This window comes from Streptococcus merionis DSM 19192, assembly GCF_000380085.1.
GTDB classification, from domain to species: Bacteria; Bacillota; Bacilli; order Lactobacillales; family Streptococcaceae; genus Streptococcus; species Streptococcus merionis.
Map to the genome: position 1 here is coordinate 161,486 of NZ_KB904538.1, position 14,544 is coordinate 176,029.

Annotated in this window: 15 protein-coding genes; 7 read left to right on the plus strand and 8 right to left on the minus strand. The window is 43.0% G+C overall.

From position 1 onward, the window contains the following. Positions 1-9: 9 nt before the first annotated feature. The 6 genes from A3I5_RS0100760 to yjbM are packed head-to-tail and all read right to left on the minus strand — an operon-like array spanning position 10 to position 6,858. On the minus strand, positions 10-1,752 hold the full coding sequence (locus A3I5_RS0100760; RefSeq protein ID WP_018372702.1) for an ABC transporter ATP-binding protein: 1,743 nt from the start codon (positions 1,750-1,752) through the stop codon (positions 10-12). Further along, on the minus strand, positions 1,742-3,478 hold the full coding sequence (locus A3I5_RS0100765) for an ABC transporter ATP-binding protein (protein WP_018372703.1): 1,737 nt from the start codon (positions 3,476-3,478) through the stop codon (positions 1,742-1,744). Before A3I5_RS0100765 ends, A3I5_RS0100760 begins: the two co-directional genes overlap by 11 nt. After that, the gene (gene pta, locus A3I5_RS0100770) at positions 3,478-4,458 is read right to left on the minus strand and encodes a phosphate acetyltransferase (protein WP_018372704.1); all 981 of its coding nucleotides are present in this window, start codon (positions 4,456-4,458) and stop codon (positions 3,478-3,480) included. Before pta ends, A3I5_RS0100765 begins: the two co-directional genes overlap by 1 nt. Positions 4,459-4,491: 33 nt before the next feature. Then, complete coding sequence (locus A3I5_RS0100775) at positions 4,492-5,391, minus strand: RluA family pseudouridine synthase (RefSeq protein WP_018372705.1); 900 nt, start codon at positions 5,389-5,391, stop codon at positions 4,492-4,494. Beyond that, positions 5,388-6,209 carry an NAD kinase gene (locus A3I5_RS0100780; RefSeq protein WP_018372706.1) on the minus strand — a complete coding sequence of 274 codons (822 nt, stop codon included), beginning with the start codon at positions 6,207-6,209 and terminating at the stop codon, positions 5,388-5,390. The genes A3I5_RS0100775 and A3I5_RS0100780 overlap by 4 nt, the downstream gene beginning before the upstream one ends. Next, positions 6,193-6,858, minus strand: coding sequence for a GTP diphosphokinase (gene yjbM, locus A3I5_RS0100785; protein ID WP_018372707.1), 666 nt, complete (start codon positions 6,856-6,858; stop codon positions 6,193-6,195). Before yjbM ends, A3I5_RS0100780 begins: the two co-directional genes overlap by 17 nt. 81 nt (positions 6,859-6,939) lie before the next feature. Between yjbM and A3I5_RS0100790 the strand changes: the two genes are divergently transcribed. The 5 genes from A3I5_RS0100790 (at position 6,940) to A3I5_RS0100810 (ending at position 10,518) form a co-directional block, all read left to right on the plus strand. After that, the gene (locus A3I5_RS0100790; RefSeq protein ID WP_018372708.1) at positions 6,940-7,515 is read left to right on the plus strand and encodes a CYTH domain-containing protein; all 576 of its coding nucleotides are present in this window, start codon (positions 6,940-6,942) and stop codon (positions 7,513-7,515) included. A gap of 320 nt (positions 7,516-7,835) precedes the next feature. Continuing rightward, on the plus strand, positions 7,836-8,828 hold the full coding sequence (locus A3I5_RS0100795) for a ribose-phosphate diphosphokinase (protein ID WP_018372709.1): 993 nt from the start codon (positions 7,836-7,838) through the stop codon (positions 8,826-8,828). Further along, positions 8,825-9,940, plus strand: a complete 1,116-nt coding sequence (locus tag A3I5_RS0100800) for a cysteine desulfurase family protein (protein WP_018372710.1) — start codon at positions 8,825-8,827, stop codon at positions 9,938-9,940. The genes A3I5_RS0100795 and A3I5_RS0100800 overlap by 4 nt, the downstream gene beginning before the upstream one ends. A 2-nt stretch (positions 9,941-9,942) precedes the next feature. Then, positions 9,943-10,290: a DUF1831 domain-containing protein gene (locus tag A3I5_RS0100805; RefSeq protein ID WP_018372711.1), complete on the plus strand. Its 348-nt coding sequence runs from the start codon at positions 9,943-9,945 to the stop codon at positions 10,288-10,290. Between the two features lie 9 nt (positions 10,291-10,299). Continuing rightward, positions 10,300-10,518 carry a DUF4649 family protein gene (locus tag A3I5_RS0100810; protein ID WP_018372712.1) on the plus strand — a complete coding sequence of 73 codons (219 nt, stop codon included), beginning with the start codon at positions 10,300-10,302 and terminating at the stop codon, positions 10,516-10,518. Between the two features lie 427 nt (positions 10,519-10,945). Here A3I5_RS0100810 and A3I5_RS0100815 read toward each other — a convergent pair whose 3' ends face one another. Further along, positions 10,946-12,202, minus strand: coding sequence for an ISL3 family transposase (locus tag A3I5_RS0100815; protein ID WP_018372713.1), 1,257 nt, complete (start codon positions 12,200-12,202; stop codon positions 10,946-10,948). Between the two features lie 244 nt (positions 12,203-12,446). Between A3I5_RS0100815 and A3I5_RS0100825 the strand changes: the two genes are divergently transcribed. Together A3I5_RS0100825 and A3I5_RS0100830 are read left to right on the plus strand one after the other, a co-directional pair. Then, complete coding sequence (locus tag A3I5_RS0100825) at positions 12,447-13,091, plus strand: redox-sensing transcriptional repressor Rex (RefSeq protein WP_026216852.1); 645 nt, start codon at positions 12,447-12,449, stop codon at positions 13,089-13,091. 10 nt (positions 13,092-13,101) lie between these two features. Further along, the gene (locus A3I5_RS0100830) at positions 13,102-13,794 is read left to right on the plus strand and encodes a gamma-glutamyl-gamma-aminobutyrate hydrolase family protein (protein ID WP_018372715.1); all 693 of its coding nucleotides are present in this window, start codon (positions 13,102-13,104) and stop codon (positions 13,792-13,794) included. Here the strand turns inward: A3I5_RS0100830 and radC are convergent. Further along, positions 13,791-14,471: a RadC family protein gene (gene radC, locus A3I5_RS0100835; protein WP_018372716.1), complete on the minus strand. Its 681-nt coding sequence runs from the start codon at positions 14,469-14,471 to the stop codon at positions 13,791-13,793. The genes A3I5_RS0100830 and radC overlap by 4 nt on opposite strands. Positions 14,472-14,544: the final 73 nt, after the last annotated feature.

Sequence of the window (14,544 nt, forward strand, 5' to 3'; positions counted from 1 at the left end):
GTATTTTAATCAGGCCAGTGTTTCCTGCGCTGTTTGCATTTGATGATAAACACCTTTAAGTGCCATCAATTGGGCATGATTTCCAGATTCTACAATATCGCCATCCACCATGACCAAGATCATATCTGCATCTTCAATCGTCGATAAGCGGTGGGCAATAACAAAGCTAGTTCTACCTGTCATTAATTTCTGAAAGGCTTTTTGAATCAACATCTCTGTCCGTGTGTCAATTGAGGAGGTCGCCTCATCTAAAATCAGAATTTTAGGCTGTTTTAGAAAAACTCGTGCTATTGATAGAAGCTGCGCCTGCCCTTGAGAGAGGCTAGCTCCTGCGTCTTCTAGATAAGTGTCGTAGCCTTGTGGCAATTGACGAATAAAGAAGTCCGCATTAGCAGCTTTGGCAGCTTCAATCACTGCTTTTCTTGACGCATTTGGAAGGCCATAGGCAATGTTATCATGAATGGTTGCTGCCTTCAGCCACGTTTCTTGAAGAACCATCCCGATTTGCTGGCGGAAATCTTCACGGCTATATTGCGTTATCGGAATACCATCGAGCAAGATTTGTCCCTGATTGACCTCGTAAAATCGCATGAGCAAATTAATCATGGTCGATTTTCCAGCACCTGTCGGTCCTACAATACCCACTTTGCTTCCTGCTGGAATGGACAAGTTGAGGTTCTTAATCAAGATGCGATTTGGAACATAGCCAAATTGAACATTTTCAAAGTCAATCGCTCCCTGAACAGCATGGCTGTCGAGTATCTGGGAGTGATCTTCTGATAAAGCCTGCTCATCTAAGACAGCAAATAACCGCTCCGCGCAAGCTAAAGCGCTCTGCAATTCAGCAAAAACGGACGAAATATCGTTAAATGGCTTGGTGTACTGTGTCGCATAGTTCAAAAACGTTGTTAGCTGGCCAACAGTAAACTGTCCTTTCATGATACGAAGCGCTCCAACACCTGCTAAAAGAGCGTAAATCAAGGCATTGACAAAGCGAGTCGTTGGGAAAATGGTCGATGAGTAAAAAATAGCATCTTGAGTCGCATCGCTGTACTGAGCATTCCTATTTCGGAAAATGTCAATCTTCTGAGCTTGGGCATTAAACTGCTGCACCAAGGCCTGCTGGCCAATCACTTCTTCTAACAGCTCTGTCTGCTGACCACGTGCTCTCGTTTGCTCCTGATAGAGGCGATAGCTTTTTTGGGAAATAAAGCGAGCGATCAACAAGGACAAAGGCGTCAATCCAATCACCAACAGCAACATCAGCATATCCAGACGTCCCATACTAAAGATGGTTAAAAGAATCGTTAAAATACCTAAGAAAAATTGATTAAAAATCATCAGAAGGCCGTTTGTCAATTGCTCACTATCAGTTGTGACGCGACTGACCAAGTCACCAATTGACTGTCTATCGATATAAGAAAGGGGTAAATGGTGCAGTTTAAAGAGGACGTCTTCTCGCAGCTTGGCCACTACTTGATAGATAAGACGGTTAAAAAGGATAGGATTAAGCCATTGGATAGCTGTATTGAGTCCAATGACCAAAACCATGCGCACAAGGATTGAGCTTAAGAGTTGATTGCTATTTGGCCTAACAACAGTATCGATTGCTTGGCCAATCAGGACTGGAAGATAGACGGTTAAGGAAACTTGAACGACTGTGCCTATCAACGCCAACATCAGCAAAGCACCTTGGCCTCGAAAACGCTGACTTAACCTTGCAAGACTAGAAGAGGGGGTTTTAGTTTTCATCGCTAACCTCCTCCTGATTCTGAGAAAGATGAATATCTCGATAAATCGGACAGTTGTCTAAAAGTTCGTCATGTCTGCCCAGTCCGACCTGTCTTCCCTTATCAAGCACCAAAATCTTGTCTGCAATAGCCAAACTGCGTGTCCGTTGCGACACTAATACTAAAGTAACATCCTGATATTCCTCAGTAATAGTCTTAAACAACTTGGCCTCTGTCAAATAATCCAGGGCTGAGGTTGCATCATCTAAAATCAGAAACGGAGATTGTTTAAGAAGCGCTCTAGCCATGGTTAAGCGTTGCCGTTGACCACCTGAGAAGTTACGCCCAAAACTATCAACTGCCGCATTCAGCCCCCCTTCCTTAGCATGGACAAAATCTGCTGCTTGAGCATGTTCTAACGCAAGCCAAAGTTCGTCATCCGAGACCTCTCTAGTCATGCCTAATAATAAATTCTCGCGCACAGTCCCTCTGAAAAGTTGAGCCTTTTGGGGCACAACGGCCGTCCATTCTCGCCAAGTAGTTAGATTTTCTGGACTTCGCCCCTCACAAAAGAGCGCTATCCTTCCAGCAGAAATTTGACGTAATCCAGATAAGAGCTGAACTAGAGTGGATTTCCCAGAGCCAGTTCCACCAATCACACCCAAAATTTGTCCGCTTTCCAGAGAAAGCGTCACATCTGAAAGGGCTGGCTCGCTAGCGCTTGGGTATTGAAAGGTAGCATGGTCTAGCAAAATAGCCTTATTAGCAGCAGCTGTCACTTGTGGCAATGATGCCAAAATGTCTTCTTCCGGTGCTTCAAAAACAGCTAGAACGCGCTGAGCTGAGATAAACGATTGGTTGAGATTAGTCGTTAACATAGCCACTTTTAGTAGCTCCGTCAAGATTTGCAAAAGGTAATTGACCAAAGCGATGAGCGATCCTTGACTGAGCAGGCTCATTGAGACGAGCTGATTTCCACGCCACAAAAGAACAAGAAGGCTGAGATTAACGACCAGATAGGTCAAAGGTGTCAGAAAGGCAGCCCAGTGGCCAACGGTGATTTGTTTTTTCTGATACCTTTTGTTTTCCGCAGCAAAAGCTGACGCTTCACGCTCTGTTTGGGAAAACGCTCTGACAACGCGCATGCCCGATAACTGCTCCTGAGTTAGGGCGACGATTCGATCCAATTGCTGACGTAAGCCCTGATAAGCTGGTGCAGTGATTCTAGCAACTCCAAAGACTAGCGCAAATAAGATCCCTACCATAATGACGAAAATCAAACTGACTTGTGGGTTCAGCACATAGGCCATGACAATGACCCCAACAATAATAATCGGTGCCCGTAAAAAGAGGCGCAAAAACATATTGATACCTGTTTGAATTTGAAAGGTATCTGAAGAAAGACGAGTAACAAGCGACGAATGCCCCAGACGATCCCGTTCGTCTTGCGGCAGACGCATGACTTTGGCAAAAAGATCATCTGTCAAACCTTGTGTGTAGCGAACCGCTGCCTTAGCCGAGAAATATTGGGCCGTAATCGCCACTAAAACACCCAAACAAGCTAGAATAAAGAGCCAGACTATAACAAAAACCAAGTCGCCTTGGTTCTTGCTAGGGATAATCTGGTCTACAATTCTTGCGATCAACAAGGGAACTAAAAGCTCGAACAAAGCTTCGAGGAGTTTGAACAAGGGACCTAAAAAAGCTTCCTTGACATAATCCTTGAAATAGACCAACAATGCTTTCATTAGTTGACAGTATCCAATGCTTGGGTTGCTGTGATAATGGTCAATTTATACACATCATCTGCGTTACAGCCGCGAGACAGGTCATTTACTGGGCTGTTAAGACCTTGAAGGATCGGTCCAACAGCTGAGAAGCCACCTAAACGTTCCGCAATCTTGTATCCAATGTTACCAGATTGAATTTCTGGGAAGATAAAGACAGTCGCTTTACCAGCAACTGGGCTGTTTGGTGCCTTAATATCAGCTACAGCCATATCAATAGCAGAATCAAACTGCAACTCACCGTCCAAAGCTAAGTCAGGACGCAAGGTTTTAGCGATGTTAGTCGCTTCTGCAACACGGTCAACGTCTGGACTAGCCCCACTCCCTTTAGTCGAGAAGCTCAGCATAGCCACACGTGGGTCAATGCCAAAAAGATTTGCAGTGTTGGCTGTTTCAACAGCGATTTCTGCCAGAGTTTGAGCATCTGGATGAATGTTAATGGCACAATCCCCAAACATATAACGGGTATGATCTGACTCACGCACCATCAAGAAAGCACCAGATGTCCGAGAAACGCCTGGTTTAGTTTTGATGATTTGAAGGGCTGGGCGCACAGTATCTGCGGTTGAGTGAATCGCACCAGAAACCATTCCCTTAGCGTAGCCCATATAGACCAACATCACACCAAAATAGTTCACATCTTTCAGTAACTCACGCGCCTGCGCTTCATCAACCTTACCTTGACGACGAGCTACCAAGGCCGCTACCATTTCGTCAATATTATAAGTTGTTGGGTCAATGATTTCAAAACCTGAGGTCACACCTTCGATTTCAAGATAAGCTGAGATCTTGTTTTCATTTCCAAGGATAACTGGAACAACCAATTTTTCCTTGACCAAGTTTTTAACAGCTTGGAGAATGCGTGGTTCTTCCCCTTCAGGAAAAACAATTTTCACATCTTGATTGATCAAACGTGACTTCATGTTATTAAAAATTTGCATGAGAAACTCCTTTTAAAAATTACTGATACTTTATTATACTCTTTTTTTCTCCAAATGTGTTACCACAGCCTGAAAATCTTGTGGTAACTCACTTTCTAGGACAATCATTTCTTCCTTAAATGGATGGAAAAATTCTAATCGATGACAATGAAGCGCCTGACGATCAATGCCATCACCAAGACTGCCACCGTACAAGTCGTCCCCTAAAAGCGGAAATCCAATATGGCTAAAATGCACCCGAATCTGGTGCGTTCTACCTGTCAAGAGGTGAATATCGACTAGATGAATACCGTCTCCATAGCTAGCCACTGTCTCATATGAGGTGTGCGCATACTTGCCTGACTTGTGGACATGGCGCGTAATAATAGAATCATCTGGCCGAGCAATAGGCGCGATAATATCCCCCTGATCGGGTAAGAGAGACTCTCCCTTAACCAAGGCAAAATATTTTTTCTTAATCGTCTTTTGTTGCAGTTGCTTGTCCAATCTCGCATGCGCGTAACCGTGTTTGGCAAAAAGCATGAGACCGCTCGTATCCTTATCTAATCTGGTTACGATATGCACCTGCTGGTTTTCGTAATTGTTCTCCACATAATAGGCCTTGACAAAGTTTGCCATGGTATTAGAATGCAAGACGCTTGGAATTGAAGCAACACCTGCTGGCTTTTCGATGACTAGGAAATGTTGGTCTTCATAAAGAATCTGCAGTGGTCTTGAGACCGCCTGCAGGTTTTCAAACGCTGGCTCAGCTGGAATATCAATGGTGACTTTATCCCCAATATCTAGAAGGTAAATAGCATTCTGGGGCTGGTCGTTGACCAAAATATTTCCCCCAGAAAATTTGATCTTGGCTAAAAGCGCCTTTGACACATCGTGCTTTTTGAGAAAGGTTTTGACCTTGACATGGTCGTCTGCGATAAATTCAAACCTCATACGTCTACGTCCCCGATAAAGGCATCCTTAACCCGCTCCCAAAAGCTGGTATGGCTCGGAGTCGCTACAAAATTAATCTTCGTATTATCCAGATAAAACCCTACAGCTTCAATACTGTCGTAAACATAGGTTTTGTTGTCCACAGATAAACTGTAACGGTCATTGTGCATAGGAATAATTGCAATCTTATCCTTTTTAGGAACAACGACAGATGACCCCAATGTTCGGTAGACACGGTTGTTTAGACTGGCAATTTCGGCCAACTGCAAGGCTTCAATCGTCGGATGTAAAACCGCTCCACCCAGAGATTTATTATAGGCAGTGGAACCCGTCGGCGTAGACACTGACAAACCATCTCCCCTGAACTGCTCAAAATGCACTTGATTAATCATAACGTCTGCCACCATGGTTTTAGACAGGCGTTTAACTGTAGCTTCATTGAGCGCACGATAGGTGAATTTGTCACCATTTTTAAGCTGCAAAACGATTCGAAGGACAGGGTAAGAAATTTTCGCTCCCCTGTCCATCTTGAGATTTTCAACTAGCTTATCAATCTCAAAATCACGATAATCAGTATAAAACCCCAAATGTCCCGTGTGAACGCCGACAAATCGCACCGTATCTAGCAGGTGCTCGTACTTGTGAAAAGCAGACAAAAGCATGCCATCTCCCCCGATGGAGATGACAATGTCAGGTTGTTTACTGCTAAGGATAAAGCCCGCATCACGCAGGGCATTAAAAAGCTGGCTATAGACCGCTTCGCTCTTAGGATTTCGGCTTGCCATAAGGGCAATCCGCTTTTTATTTATAATCTTCATCTGTATCGTCACTATTTCCTACGCCATCGCTCAACTTTCGATGAACTGGATCAAAAAGCAACTGGGCTTCTTGAATGTCATCTCTAATCTTGCCCATCTCCTCATCCAACTGATTTGAAATCCGAGCAGTGATTTCTAAGCGTTGCTTAATTTCATCTGGAAATTCTCCCTTATACTTGTAATTCAAAGAATGCTCAATCGTTGCCCAGAAGTTCATAGCCAAGGTTCTGATTTGAATCTCCGCCAAGATATTTTGGGTGCCATCAATAGTCTCCACAGGGTACTCCACGATCACATGGTAACTGCGGTAGCCACTCGCTTTTTTGTAGTTAATATAATCTCGCTCGTGAACCACACGCATGTCCTTGCGCTGGTGAATCAATTCCAAAACCTCAGCCACATCATCAACAAACTGAACCATGACACGCACTCCAGCAATGTCTTGCACTTCTTGAGCGATATTTTCAAGTTTAATACCACGAAGAGCCATCTTCTCCTGAATGCTCTCGACTGATTTCACTCGACCTGTGACAAATTCGATAGGAGAATGGCGATTTTGCTTGCGATACTGCTTGCGAATACCCCGCAGTTTAATCTTTAATTCACCAACTGCCTGAATATAAGGATCTAAAAATTCTTCCCAGTTCATGCTAGTCTCCTGCCTTGTTATTTTCCACATTTTGAGATAAAATATCCTCTAGATATTATACCATAAAAAGGGGAAAAGGCCATGCAACAAATTGAAATCGAATATAAGACCCTACTCAGCAGAGAGGAATTTGACCAACTAACTGCTAAATTTTCCGATATCCCTGTGGTTAGTCAAACCAATCATTATTTTGATACAGCAGATTTTGCTCTCCGAAAGGCTAAGCTCTCGCTTCGCATCCGAACCCTTTCAAACCGAGCTGAATTAACCCTCAAAATCCCTCAGACAGTGGGTAATATTGAACACAATTTAGACCTGACTTTAGAAGACGCTAAGCGTATGATTGCCACTAACCGACTGGAGGAAAATAAAGTTACCCAATTGCTTCAACAAGATGGATTTCGTCTGGATAATATTCAAAAAGTCGGCGATTTAACAACGCATCGAAGAGAGGCGCGTCTCCCGATTGGGCTGATGGCTCTTGATGAAAACCATTACTCAGGAATCGTTGACTACGAATTAGAGCTTGAGGTGACTGATTCAAAACAAGGGCAAAAGGATTTTGATCACTTTTTAGCACAGGAAAATATCCGCTTTAAATATGCCAAATCAAAGGTCGCACGCTTCGTATCAACCCTAAAAAACGAACTTCCTTGATGCTTTCTTAGCATCAAGATTCATATGTTCATTCAAGGCTAATTTTCCATTCTTTATTGTTAGGAATCAGCTCTAACATCCCTCCCTATTCTTAGACTCAGAGAGAAAGACAAAATCGCCATTGCGTCAAATTGCTTTTTATCCCAGTCTTACTTCTCCAAACTAGTAGCAATGAGCCTGCGCTCAGCTCTCCAAAAGCTATCATGATTACGAAAAACACTCCCCTGTATCAAAGACTTCTAAAAACAGGATTGAAAGCTGAATTTTTCGGCTTTTTTTGATAAAATGATAGTAACCAAGTCTAAAGGAGTCTAATTCTAATGTCAAAGAGCTATCATGACAAGCAAATCAAGCTGTTTGCTCTCAATTCAAACCGAGGACTAGCCGAGAAAATCTCAGAAGAGACTGGAATTCCTCTTGGAAAAATGTCATCGCGCCAGTTTTCTGATGGTGAAATTCAGATTAACATCGAGGAAACTGTTCGTGGGATTGATGTTTATATTATCCAATCCACCAGCTTTCCTGTTAACAACCACTTGATGGAGCTCTTGATTATGATTGACGCTTGTCGGCGTGCTTCAGCTAACTCCATTAACATTGTTATGCCTTATTTTGGTTACGCACGCCAAGATCGCGTGGCACGTTCCCGTGAGCCAATTACAGCTAAGTTAGTTGCCAACATGCTGGTAAAGGCTGGTGTTAACCGTGTCCTGACCCTTGACTTGCACGCGGCTCAGATTCAAGGTTTCTTTGACATTCCAGTTGATAACCTCTATACGATTCCCCTTTTTGCAGAGTACTGCGTCAGCCTTGGTCTCAAGGGTTCTGATGTCGTGGTCGTTAGTCCTAAAAACTCTGGTATTAAACGCGCACGTTCTTTAGCAGAGTATCTCGACTCTCCAATCGCTATTATCGACCACGAAGAAGATGATGCCGGTCGTCAGAAAGGTTATATTATCGGTGAAGTTGAGGGCAAAACAGCTCTACTCATTGACGATATTCTCAACACAGGCGTTACCTTCAGCGAAGCATCCAAAACTCTTCAAAAAGAAGGGGCTACTGACATCTATGCCTTTGCTAGCCATGGCCTCTTTGCCAATGAAGCTGCCGAAAAACTCAACGCTTCTCCAATCAAAGAAATCGTTGTTACAGACTCGGTAGCTACTAAAGAAGAGACTCCTATCAACATTAAGTACCTCTCAGCAAGTGAGTTGATTGCGGATGCTTTAATCCGTATTCACGAACGCAAACCAGTAAGCCCACTTTTTGCCTACCAGAAAGCTAAAAAGGCCAACACTAAGGAATCTGAATGATTTATCTCGATAATGCTGCGACGACACCAATGTCCGATGCAGCCCTCCAAACACTCCTGTCTGTTTCACAGACTACTTATGGAAATCCCTCTAGTCTCCATAGTCATGGGCGCAAGGCCAGTCAAGTCTTGAGACAAGCACGCCAGACTGTTGCTACAGCCCTTTTAACATCACCCAATCGGATTATTTTGACATCCGGTGGTACAGAAGCCAATAATCTCGCCCTGATAGGCTACGCTCTTGCAAACCAAGACAAGGGTAAGCACATCGTGACAACCGCTATTGAGCACCACTCTGTGCTTCATCCGCTAGAAATGTTAGAGAGAGAACACGGTTTTGAAGTAACTTATTTAAAACCTGTTTCCAGCCGTTATACAGCGCAGCAGTTTAGAGACGCCCTACGGCCAGATACTATTCTAGTCTCAGCGATGTATGCCAATAATGAAACTGGCTATCTGTTACCGATTGCTGACATTGGACAGGCTCTTTCGCAACATCAGGCTGTTTTCCATGTTGATGCCGTGCAGACCGTAGGAAAATTCCCTATTCATCCTGAGGAACTTGGAATTGATTTGCTCAGTGCCTCTGGCCACAAGTTTCACGGTCCCAAAGGCGTTGGCTTTCTTTACACCAATACCAATCGTCTCCACCGACTTCTGCTAGGTGGCAATCAAGAAGACAAACGTCGGGCCAGTACTGAGAATCTGGCTAGTATCGCGGCCATGGCCACTGCCCTTGAAGAAAGCCTAGCCTACTGGGAAAGCAACTTAAACCATGTTCAGCACCTGCGGCAAAGACTACTTGAAAAGTTAGCTTCTGTGGATCTGTTCATTAATCAAGAACAGGATAACCTTCCTTATGTTCTTAATATTGCTTTTCCAGGCCAGCTCAATGAGCAACTACTCATGCGTTTGGATTTGACTGGCATTTCCATCTCAAGCGGTTCTGCTTGTACTGCTGGCAATATCGAGCCAAGCCATGTTTTAGAAGCCTTGTACGGTACACAATCTTCGCTACTCAAAGAAAGTGTCCGCATCAGCTTTTCTAAGTACAACACGATAGACGATATTGATACACTCGCAACCACCTTAATCACACTTTTAGGAGAATAACCATGGCTTTTACAAGCAAAATAGATTTAAAAAATTGCCCTTTTAGTTACGAAATCGATCCCAAAATCAAAAAATATACCCTTGTTGACAATACTTTCCTTCAAAATAAGTTAGGAAACTACGAATTGACACGTCTTTTGGAAGAAATTCCTAACTCTGGCGAAGGCTTCCTTTTAAAAATCGTTATCAATAAAGATCTGACCGGCTTTAAACTTAATATCACTGATAAGTCTGGCTTACGCTTAGTTGACATTTTTAAGCCAGATGCGAATTCTGTTATCCAACAAAAATTCTTCTTCCTCATGGATAGTCTTGTGGAGCGCGACATCTTTAACAAAATTGAGAAATGAGGTCTTTTTATGGTAGAAATCACTTATATCGATAGTTACAAGCAAGAGCGTGTCCTGAACTATGACTCTTTAGAAGATTTTTTCCGAGCTTTTGCTGGCTGCTTAACCGTTCCAGATTATCTTAAAGTCAACAAAGTCACTATTAACGAGCAAGACATTCACTATTCTGGTCAGATTGGTGATCTTTATCGTGACATGCAGACCCGAGACTTAAGTGCTTATCTTTAACTCGTACTCCATAAAAATCAAAAAACAAACTAGGAAACTGGCCGAAGAGGAGTGAGAAAGAATTCGAGCGAGCAATCAAAAAGAGTTCGTTTTCCCACCCCCGCACAACAGTTGATTAGGCCAGATTTGGAGTGTCAAACACGAACAAATCCGCCAATCAGCAGTAGTTCATTGGCGCTAAAGCGCCTAATGACCTGTGCAGGGGTAAGACTAAGTTGGCATAGCCAACAACCGCTGCGCTGAGATGTTTACGCAAACGATGAGAGGTGAGATTGGACTTTTAGCCCAGCCTCAAGGCGAAACTGACGATGTTTAAATTTGATTTTTGAAGAGTATCCTTTAACCTCTAGGCGCTGCACAGGCTACTTCCTAGAGGTTTTTTGGCTCCTTGTCAATTGTAGTGGGTTGAAGAAAAGCAGCTATAAAGTTAGCTTCTAGAGAGAATCAGATTGGTTCTCTCTATTTTGATGTTCAGGGCGATACAAATGCGTGTTTTGAAGTGCTCAAAGTTCCTAAAACCAAAGGCATTTCGCTTGATAACCTTGATAAGGTCGTTGGTGGCTTCCAGTTTGGCGTTGGAATAAGGCTGTTCAAAGGCATTGATTATCTTAGTTTTCACTTTTATAAATGTCTTGAAAACTGACTGGAATATGGGATTGACGGCCTCAAGGGTCTCGTTAATGAGGTCAAAGAAGAGGTCAGAGCGTTTCTCCTGGAAGTGAAAAAGCAAGAGCTGGTAAAGGTTGTAGTACTCCTTCAGTTCATCGGAGTAACTCAGGAGTTTCTCAATGATTTCCTGATTGGTCAAGTGAGCACGAAAGGTTGGTCTGTAAAACCGCTTGTGGTTGAGCTTACGGCTATCCTGTTGAATCAGTTTCCAGTAACGCTTGATGGCCTTGTAAGGTAGCTGCTTACGGTCCATCTCATTCATGATTTGAATGCGGGTTCTGTTCATGGCACGGCTGAAGTGCTGCACGATGTGGAAGCGGTCCAGAACGATCTGAGCATTAGGAAATAGTTTTCTGGCTAGGTCAGAGTAAGGCGCAAACATGTCCATAGTAATCCATTTTACGCTAGCCCGAACCTTTCTAGGGTATCGGAGGAAGTAGTTTCGGATGATTGCCTGAGTTCTACCGTCCAGAATTGTGATAAGCTGTCTCGTGTGATAATCCTGAGCTACGAAGCTCATTCTACCCTTCTTGAAGCTAAATTCATCCCAAGATAGTACCTCAGGCAGGGAAGAAAAATCAGGCTTGAAAGTGAACTCCTTGAGCTTTCGAATAACGGTTGAGGTTGAGACAGAAAGGTCTCTTGCGATGTCTTTCATGGCGGTGTTCTCAATGAGACGTTGGGCAATCTTTTGTCTGACAGGAAGAGAAATTTGGCAGTTTTTGTCCACAAGAGGTGTTTCAGAGACCGCCATTTTCCCACAGTCTCTACAGCGAAAGCGACGTTTCTTGAGTCTGAGCAGCGTAGGCATACCTTGGATATCCAACAGTGGAATTTTAGAGGCTTTTTGGAAGTCATACTTGGCCATCTGTCCCTGACAACGTGGACACAAACCAGGCTTGTAGTCCAGCTTAGCCTTAATCTCGATGTGTGTGTTGTGCTTTAAGACAAAAGTGATTTTGAGATTTGGGTCTTCCAATCCGATGAGATCTGTGGTATTATTAAGGAGTTCCATATGATTCTTTCTAATGATGGTTTGGTCGCTTTTCATTATAAGTCTTATGGGACTTTTTTCATACACAAAGAGGCTCCATAATCTCTGATTGGGGAGTTACCCACTACAGAAATTATAGAGCCGGTTTTTTGTTGGCTTATTCGCCTTTCCCTCTCCTCATCTTATTTCTAAGCTCTTTAAATTGCATTTTTCACAAACTTCTTTTAAAATAGGACTATCGAAAAAGAAGGGTGTTAAACAAATGATGAAGAATGAAAAAGGGCAATCTATTCCGCGCGCCACAGCTAAACGTCTCTCACTTTACTACCGTATTTTCAAACGTTTTAACCGCGAAAACATCGAAAAAGCATCTTCTAAACAAATTGCAGATGCTATTGGCATTGACTCTGCTACTGTCCGCCGTGACTTCTCTTACTTTGGAGAACTCGGTCGACGCGGTTTTGGCTACGATGTCAAAAAGTTAATGAACTTCTTTGCAGATATTCTCAATGACAATTCAATCACCAATGTGGTTTTGGTCGGTGTCGGCAATATGGGGCTTGCCCTTCTTAACTATCGTTTTCACGAACGCAACAAAATGAAAATCGTGACAGCCTTTGATGTGGATGAGCACAAACTCGTTGGAACAAGCTCTGCAGATGGCATACCTATTGTATCTATCTCTCAATTAAAAGAAAAAATAGCTGAAGTCAAAGCACAAACAGCTATCCTCTCTGTCCCCAGCGTAAAAGCTCAAGAAGTCACAGATCAGCTGGTTGAAGCAGGTATTAAGGGAATCTTATCCTTTTCACCAGTGAACTTGACCGTCCCCAAAGACGTTGTCGTGCAATATGTTGACCTGACAAGCGAGCTACAAACTCTTCTCTATTTCATGAGACAAAAAGATTAAGGGAGATTCTATGACGCATCCGATTATTGGCATTTCAAGTAATATCGAATACAATCCAGAAGACCGCAATTTTTTTCAAGTGTATTGTGCCAAAGGCTATGTTGACGGCGTTCAAAAAGCTGGCGGTCTTCCGCTGGTTCTTCCAATTGGTGCCCCAGAACTTGCAGTCCAATATGCTGAGATGATGGATAAGTTGATTTTGACTGGTGGGCAAAATGTTCTCCCAGAATACTACGGGGAGGAAAAAACGATTAGCAGTGATGATTACAGCCGTGACCGAGATGAGTTTGAACTAGCTCTCATTCGTGAGATGCTTAAACGGAATAAACCCATTTTTTCTATCTGCCGAGGAACCCAACTCTTTAACGTTGCTATGGGCGGAACCCTGCATCAAGAGATTCAATCGCACTGGCAAGATCTTTCTGCTATGCATCCTACGCACAAAGTCAACCTCATTCCGGGAACTCCTCTCTCTGACATCTTCAGCGAGCACCCATCTATCAATTCCTTCCACCGTCAAGCCATCAAGAAGCTCGCTTCTAACTTAGAAGTCATCGGCTCTTCTGCTGAAGATAATATTATTGAAGCGGTCAAAACAAACGATGGCTACCCTTATTTAGGAGTTCAGTGGCACCCTGAGTTTATGATTGACCACCGAGAAGAAGATTTAAAATTATTTGATTACATCGTCAATCAACTCTAAAGTAAATCTGTTTCTTCTCTGTAAGAATAATATTGATTACCACCTATGATAAGATGATCTAGTAAAACCAAGCCCAGCAAATCGCTGGCTTTTTTGATTGCTTCTGTGAACTGATCGTCATTTCGACTTGGACGTGGCTTGCCAGAAGGATGATTATGAACGATAATCACAGAAGTTGCCATATACTTGATCGCATAGTGCAAAATCTCCCGTGGCTCTGCAATTGACTTCATCACTGTCCCAATAAATATCGTTTCCTGCTTAATGATCTGGTTTTGAGTATCAAGATAGATGGCGATCAGGTGCTCTTGCTTTTTGTCGGCCAAGTCCTGCATAAGTCGCTTAGCCAGTTTTTCGCTGCTTAAAATTTGTTCCATGTTACGGTATTCTGACTGATTGATGCGCTTTCCTAGTTCTATCATAGCTTTGATTTCAATCGCCTTTACCTTGCCAACGCCAGATAAAGTCTGCAATTCTTGTACGGTTAATTGCTTTAATTCACTAAGGCTCTCTAAGCTACTGAGCAGACGATTGGCTAATGAAAACACCGAATTGCCTTTTGTCCCTGTTCGAAGCAAAATGGCTAACAGTTCTTGATTACTTAATTTTTCGGCTCCCTCTTCTAAAAGACGCTCACGTGGCAAAAGTGATTCTGGTTCAAATGAAATACTGTACATAATGTTCCTCCTCTTCTTTTATTCGTAAAAAATAAGAACTCTTAGCTTGATGACACCGAAAAATAAAAATCGT

What these genes read in the sequence shown, in the direction of transcription:
- A3I5_RS0100760 (WP_018372702.1), bottom strand. Translation starts at nt 1,752, where the DNA reads ATGAAAACTAAAACCCCCTCTTCTAGTCTTGCAAGGTTAAGTCAGCGT.
- A3I5_RS0100765 (WP_018372703.1), bottom strand. Translation starts at nt 3,478, where the DNA reads ATGAAAGCATTGTTGGTCTATTTCAAGGATTATGTCAAGGAAGCTTTT.
- pta (WP_018372704.1), bottom strand. Translation starts at nt 4,458, where the DNA reads ATGCAAATTTTTAATAACATGAAGTCACGTTTGATCAATCAAGATGTG.
- A3I5_RS0100775 (WP_018372705.1), bottom strand. Translation starts at nt 5,391, where the DNA reads ATGAGGTTTGAATTTATCGCAGACGACCATGTCAAGGTCAAAACCTTT.
- A3I5_RS0100780 (WP_018372706.1), bottom strand. Translation starts at nt 6,209, where the DNA reads ATGAAGATTATAAATAAAAAGCGGATTGCCCTTATGGCAAGCCGAAAT.
- yjbM (WP_018372707.1), bottom strand. Translation starts at nt 6,858, where the DNA reads ATGAACTGGGAAGAATTTTTAGATCCTTATATTCAGGCAGTTGGTGAA.
- A3I5_RS0100790 (WP_018372708.1), top strand. Translation starts at nt 6,940, where the DNA reads ATGCAACAAATTGAAATCGAATATAAGACCCTACTCAGCAGAGAGGAA.
- A3I5_RS0100795 (WP_018372709.1), top strand. Translation starts at nt 7,836, where the DNA reads ATGTCAAAGAGCTATCATGACAAGCAAATCAAGCTGTTTGCTCTCAAT.
- A3I5_RS0100800 (WP_018372710.1), top strand. Translation starts at nt 8,825, where the DNA reads ATGATTTATCTCGATAATGCTGCGACGACACCAATGTCCGATGCAGCC.
- A3I5_RS0100805 (WP_018372711.1), top strand. Translation starts at nt 9,943, where the DNA reads ATGGCTTTTACAAGCAAAATAGATTTAAAAAATTGCCCTTTTAGTTAC.
- A3I5_RS0100810 (WP_018372712.1), top strand. Translation starts at nt 10,300, where the DNA reads ATGGTAGAAATCACTTATATCGATAGTTACAAGCAAGAGCGTGTCCTG.
- A3I5_RS0100815 (WP_018372713.1), bottom strand. Translation starts at nt 12,202, where the DNA reads ATGGAACTCCTTAATAATACCACAGATCTCATCGGATTGGAAGACCCA.
- A3I5_RS0100825 (WP_026216852.1), top strand. Translation starts at nt 12,447, where the DNA reads ATGAAGAATGAAAAAGGGCAATCTATTCCGCGCGCCACAGCTAAACGT.
- A3I5_RS0100830 (WP_018372715.1), top strand. Translation starts at nt 13,102, where the DNA reads ATGACGCATCCGATTATTGGCATTTCAAGTAATATCGAATACAATCCA.
- radC (WP_018372716.1), bottom strand. Translation starts at nt 14,471, where the DNA reads ATGTACAGTATTTCATTTGAACCAGAATCACTTTTGCCACGTGAGCGT.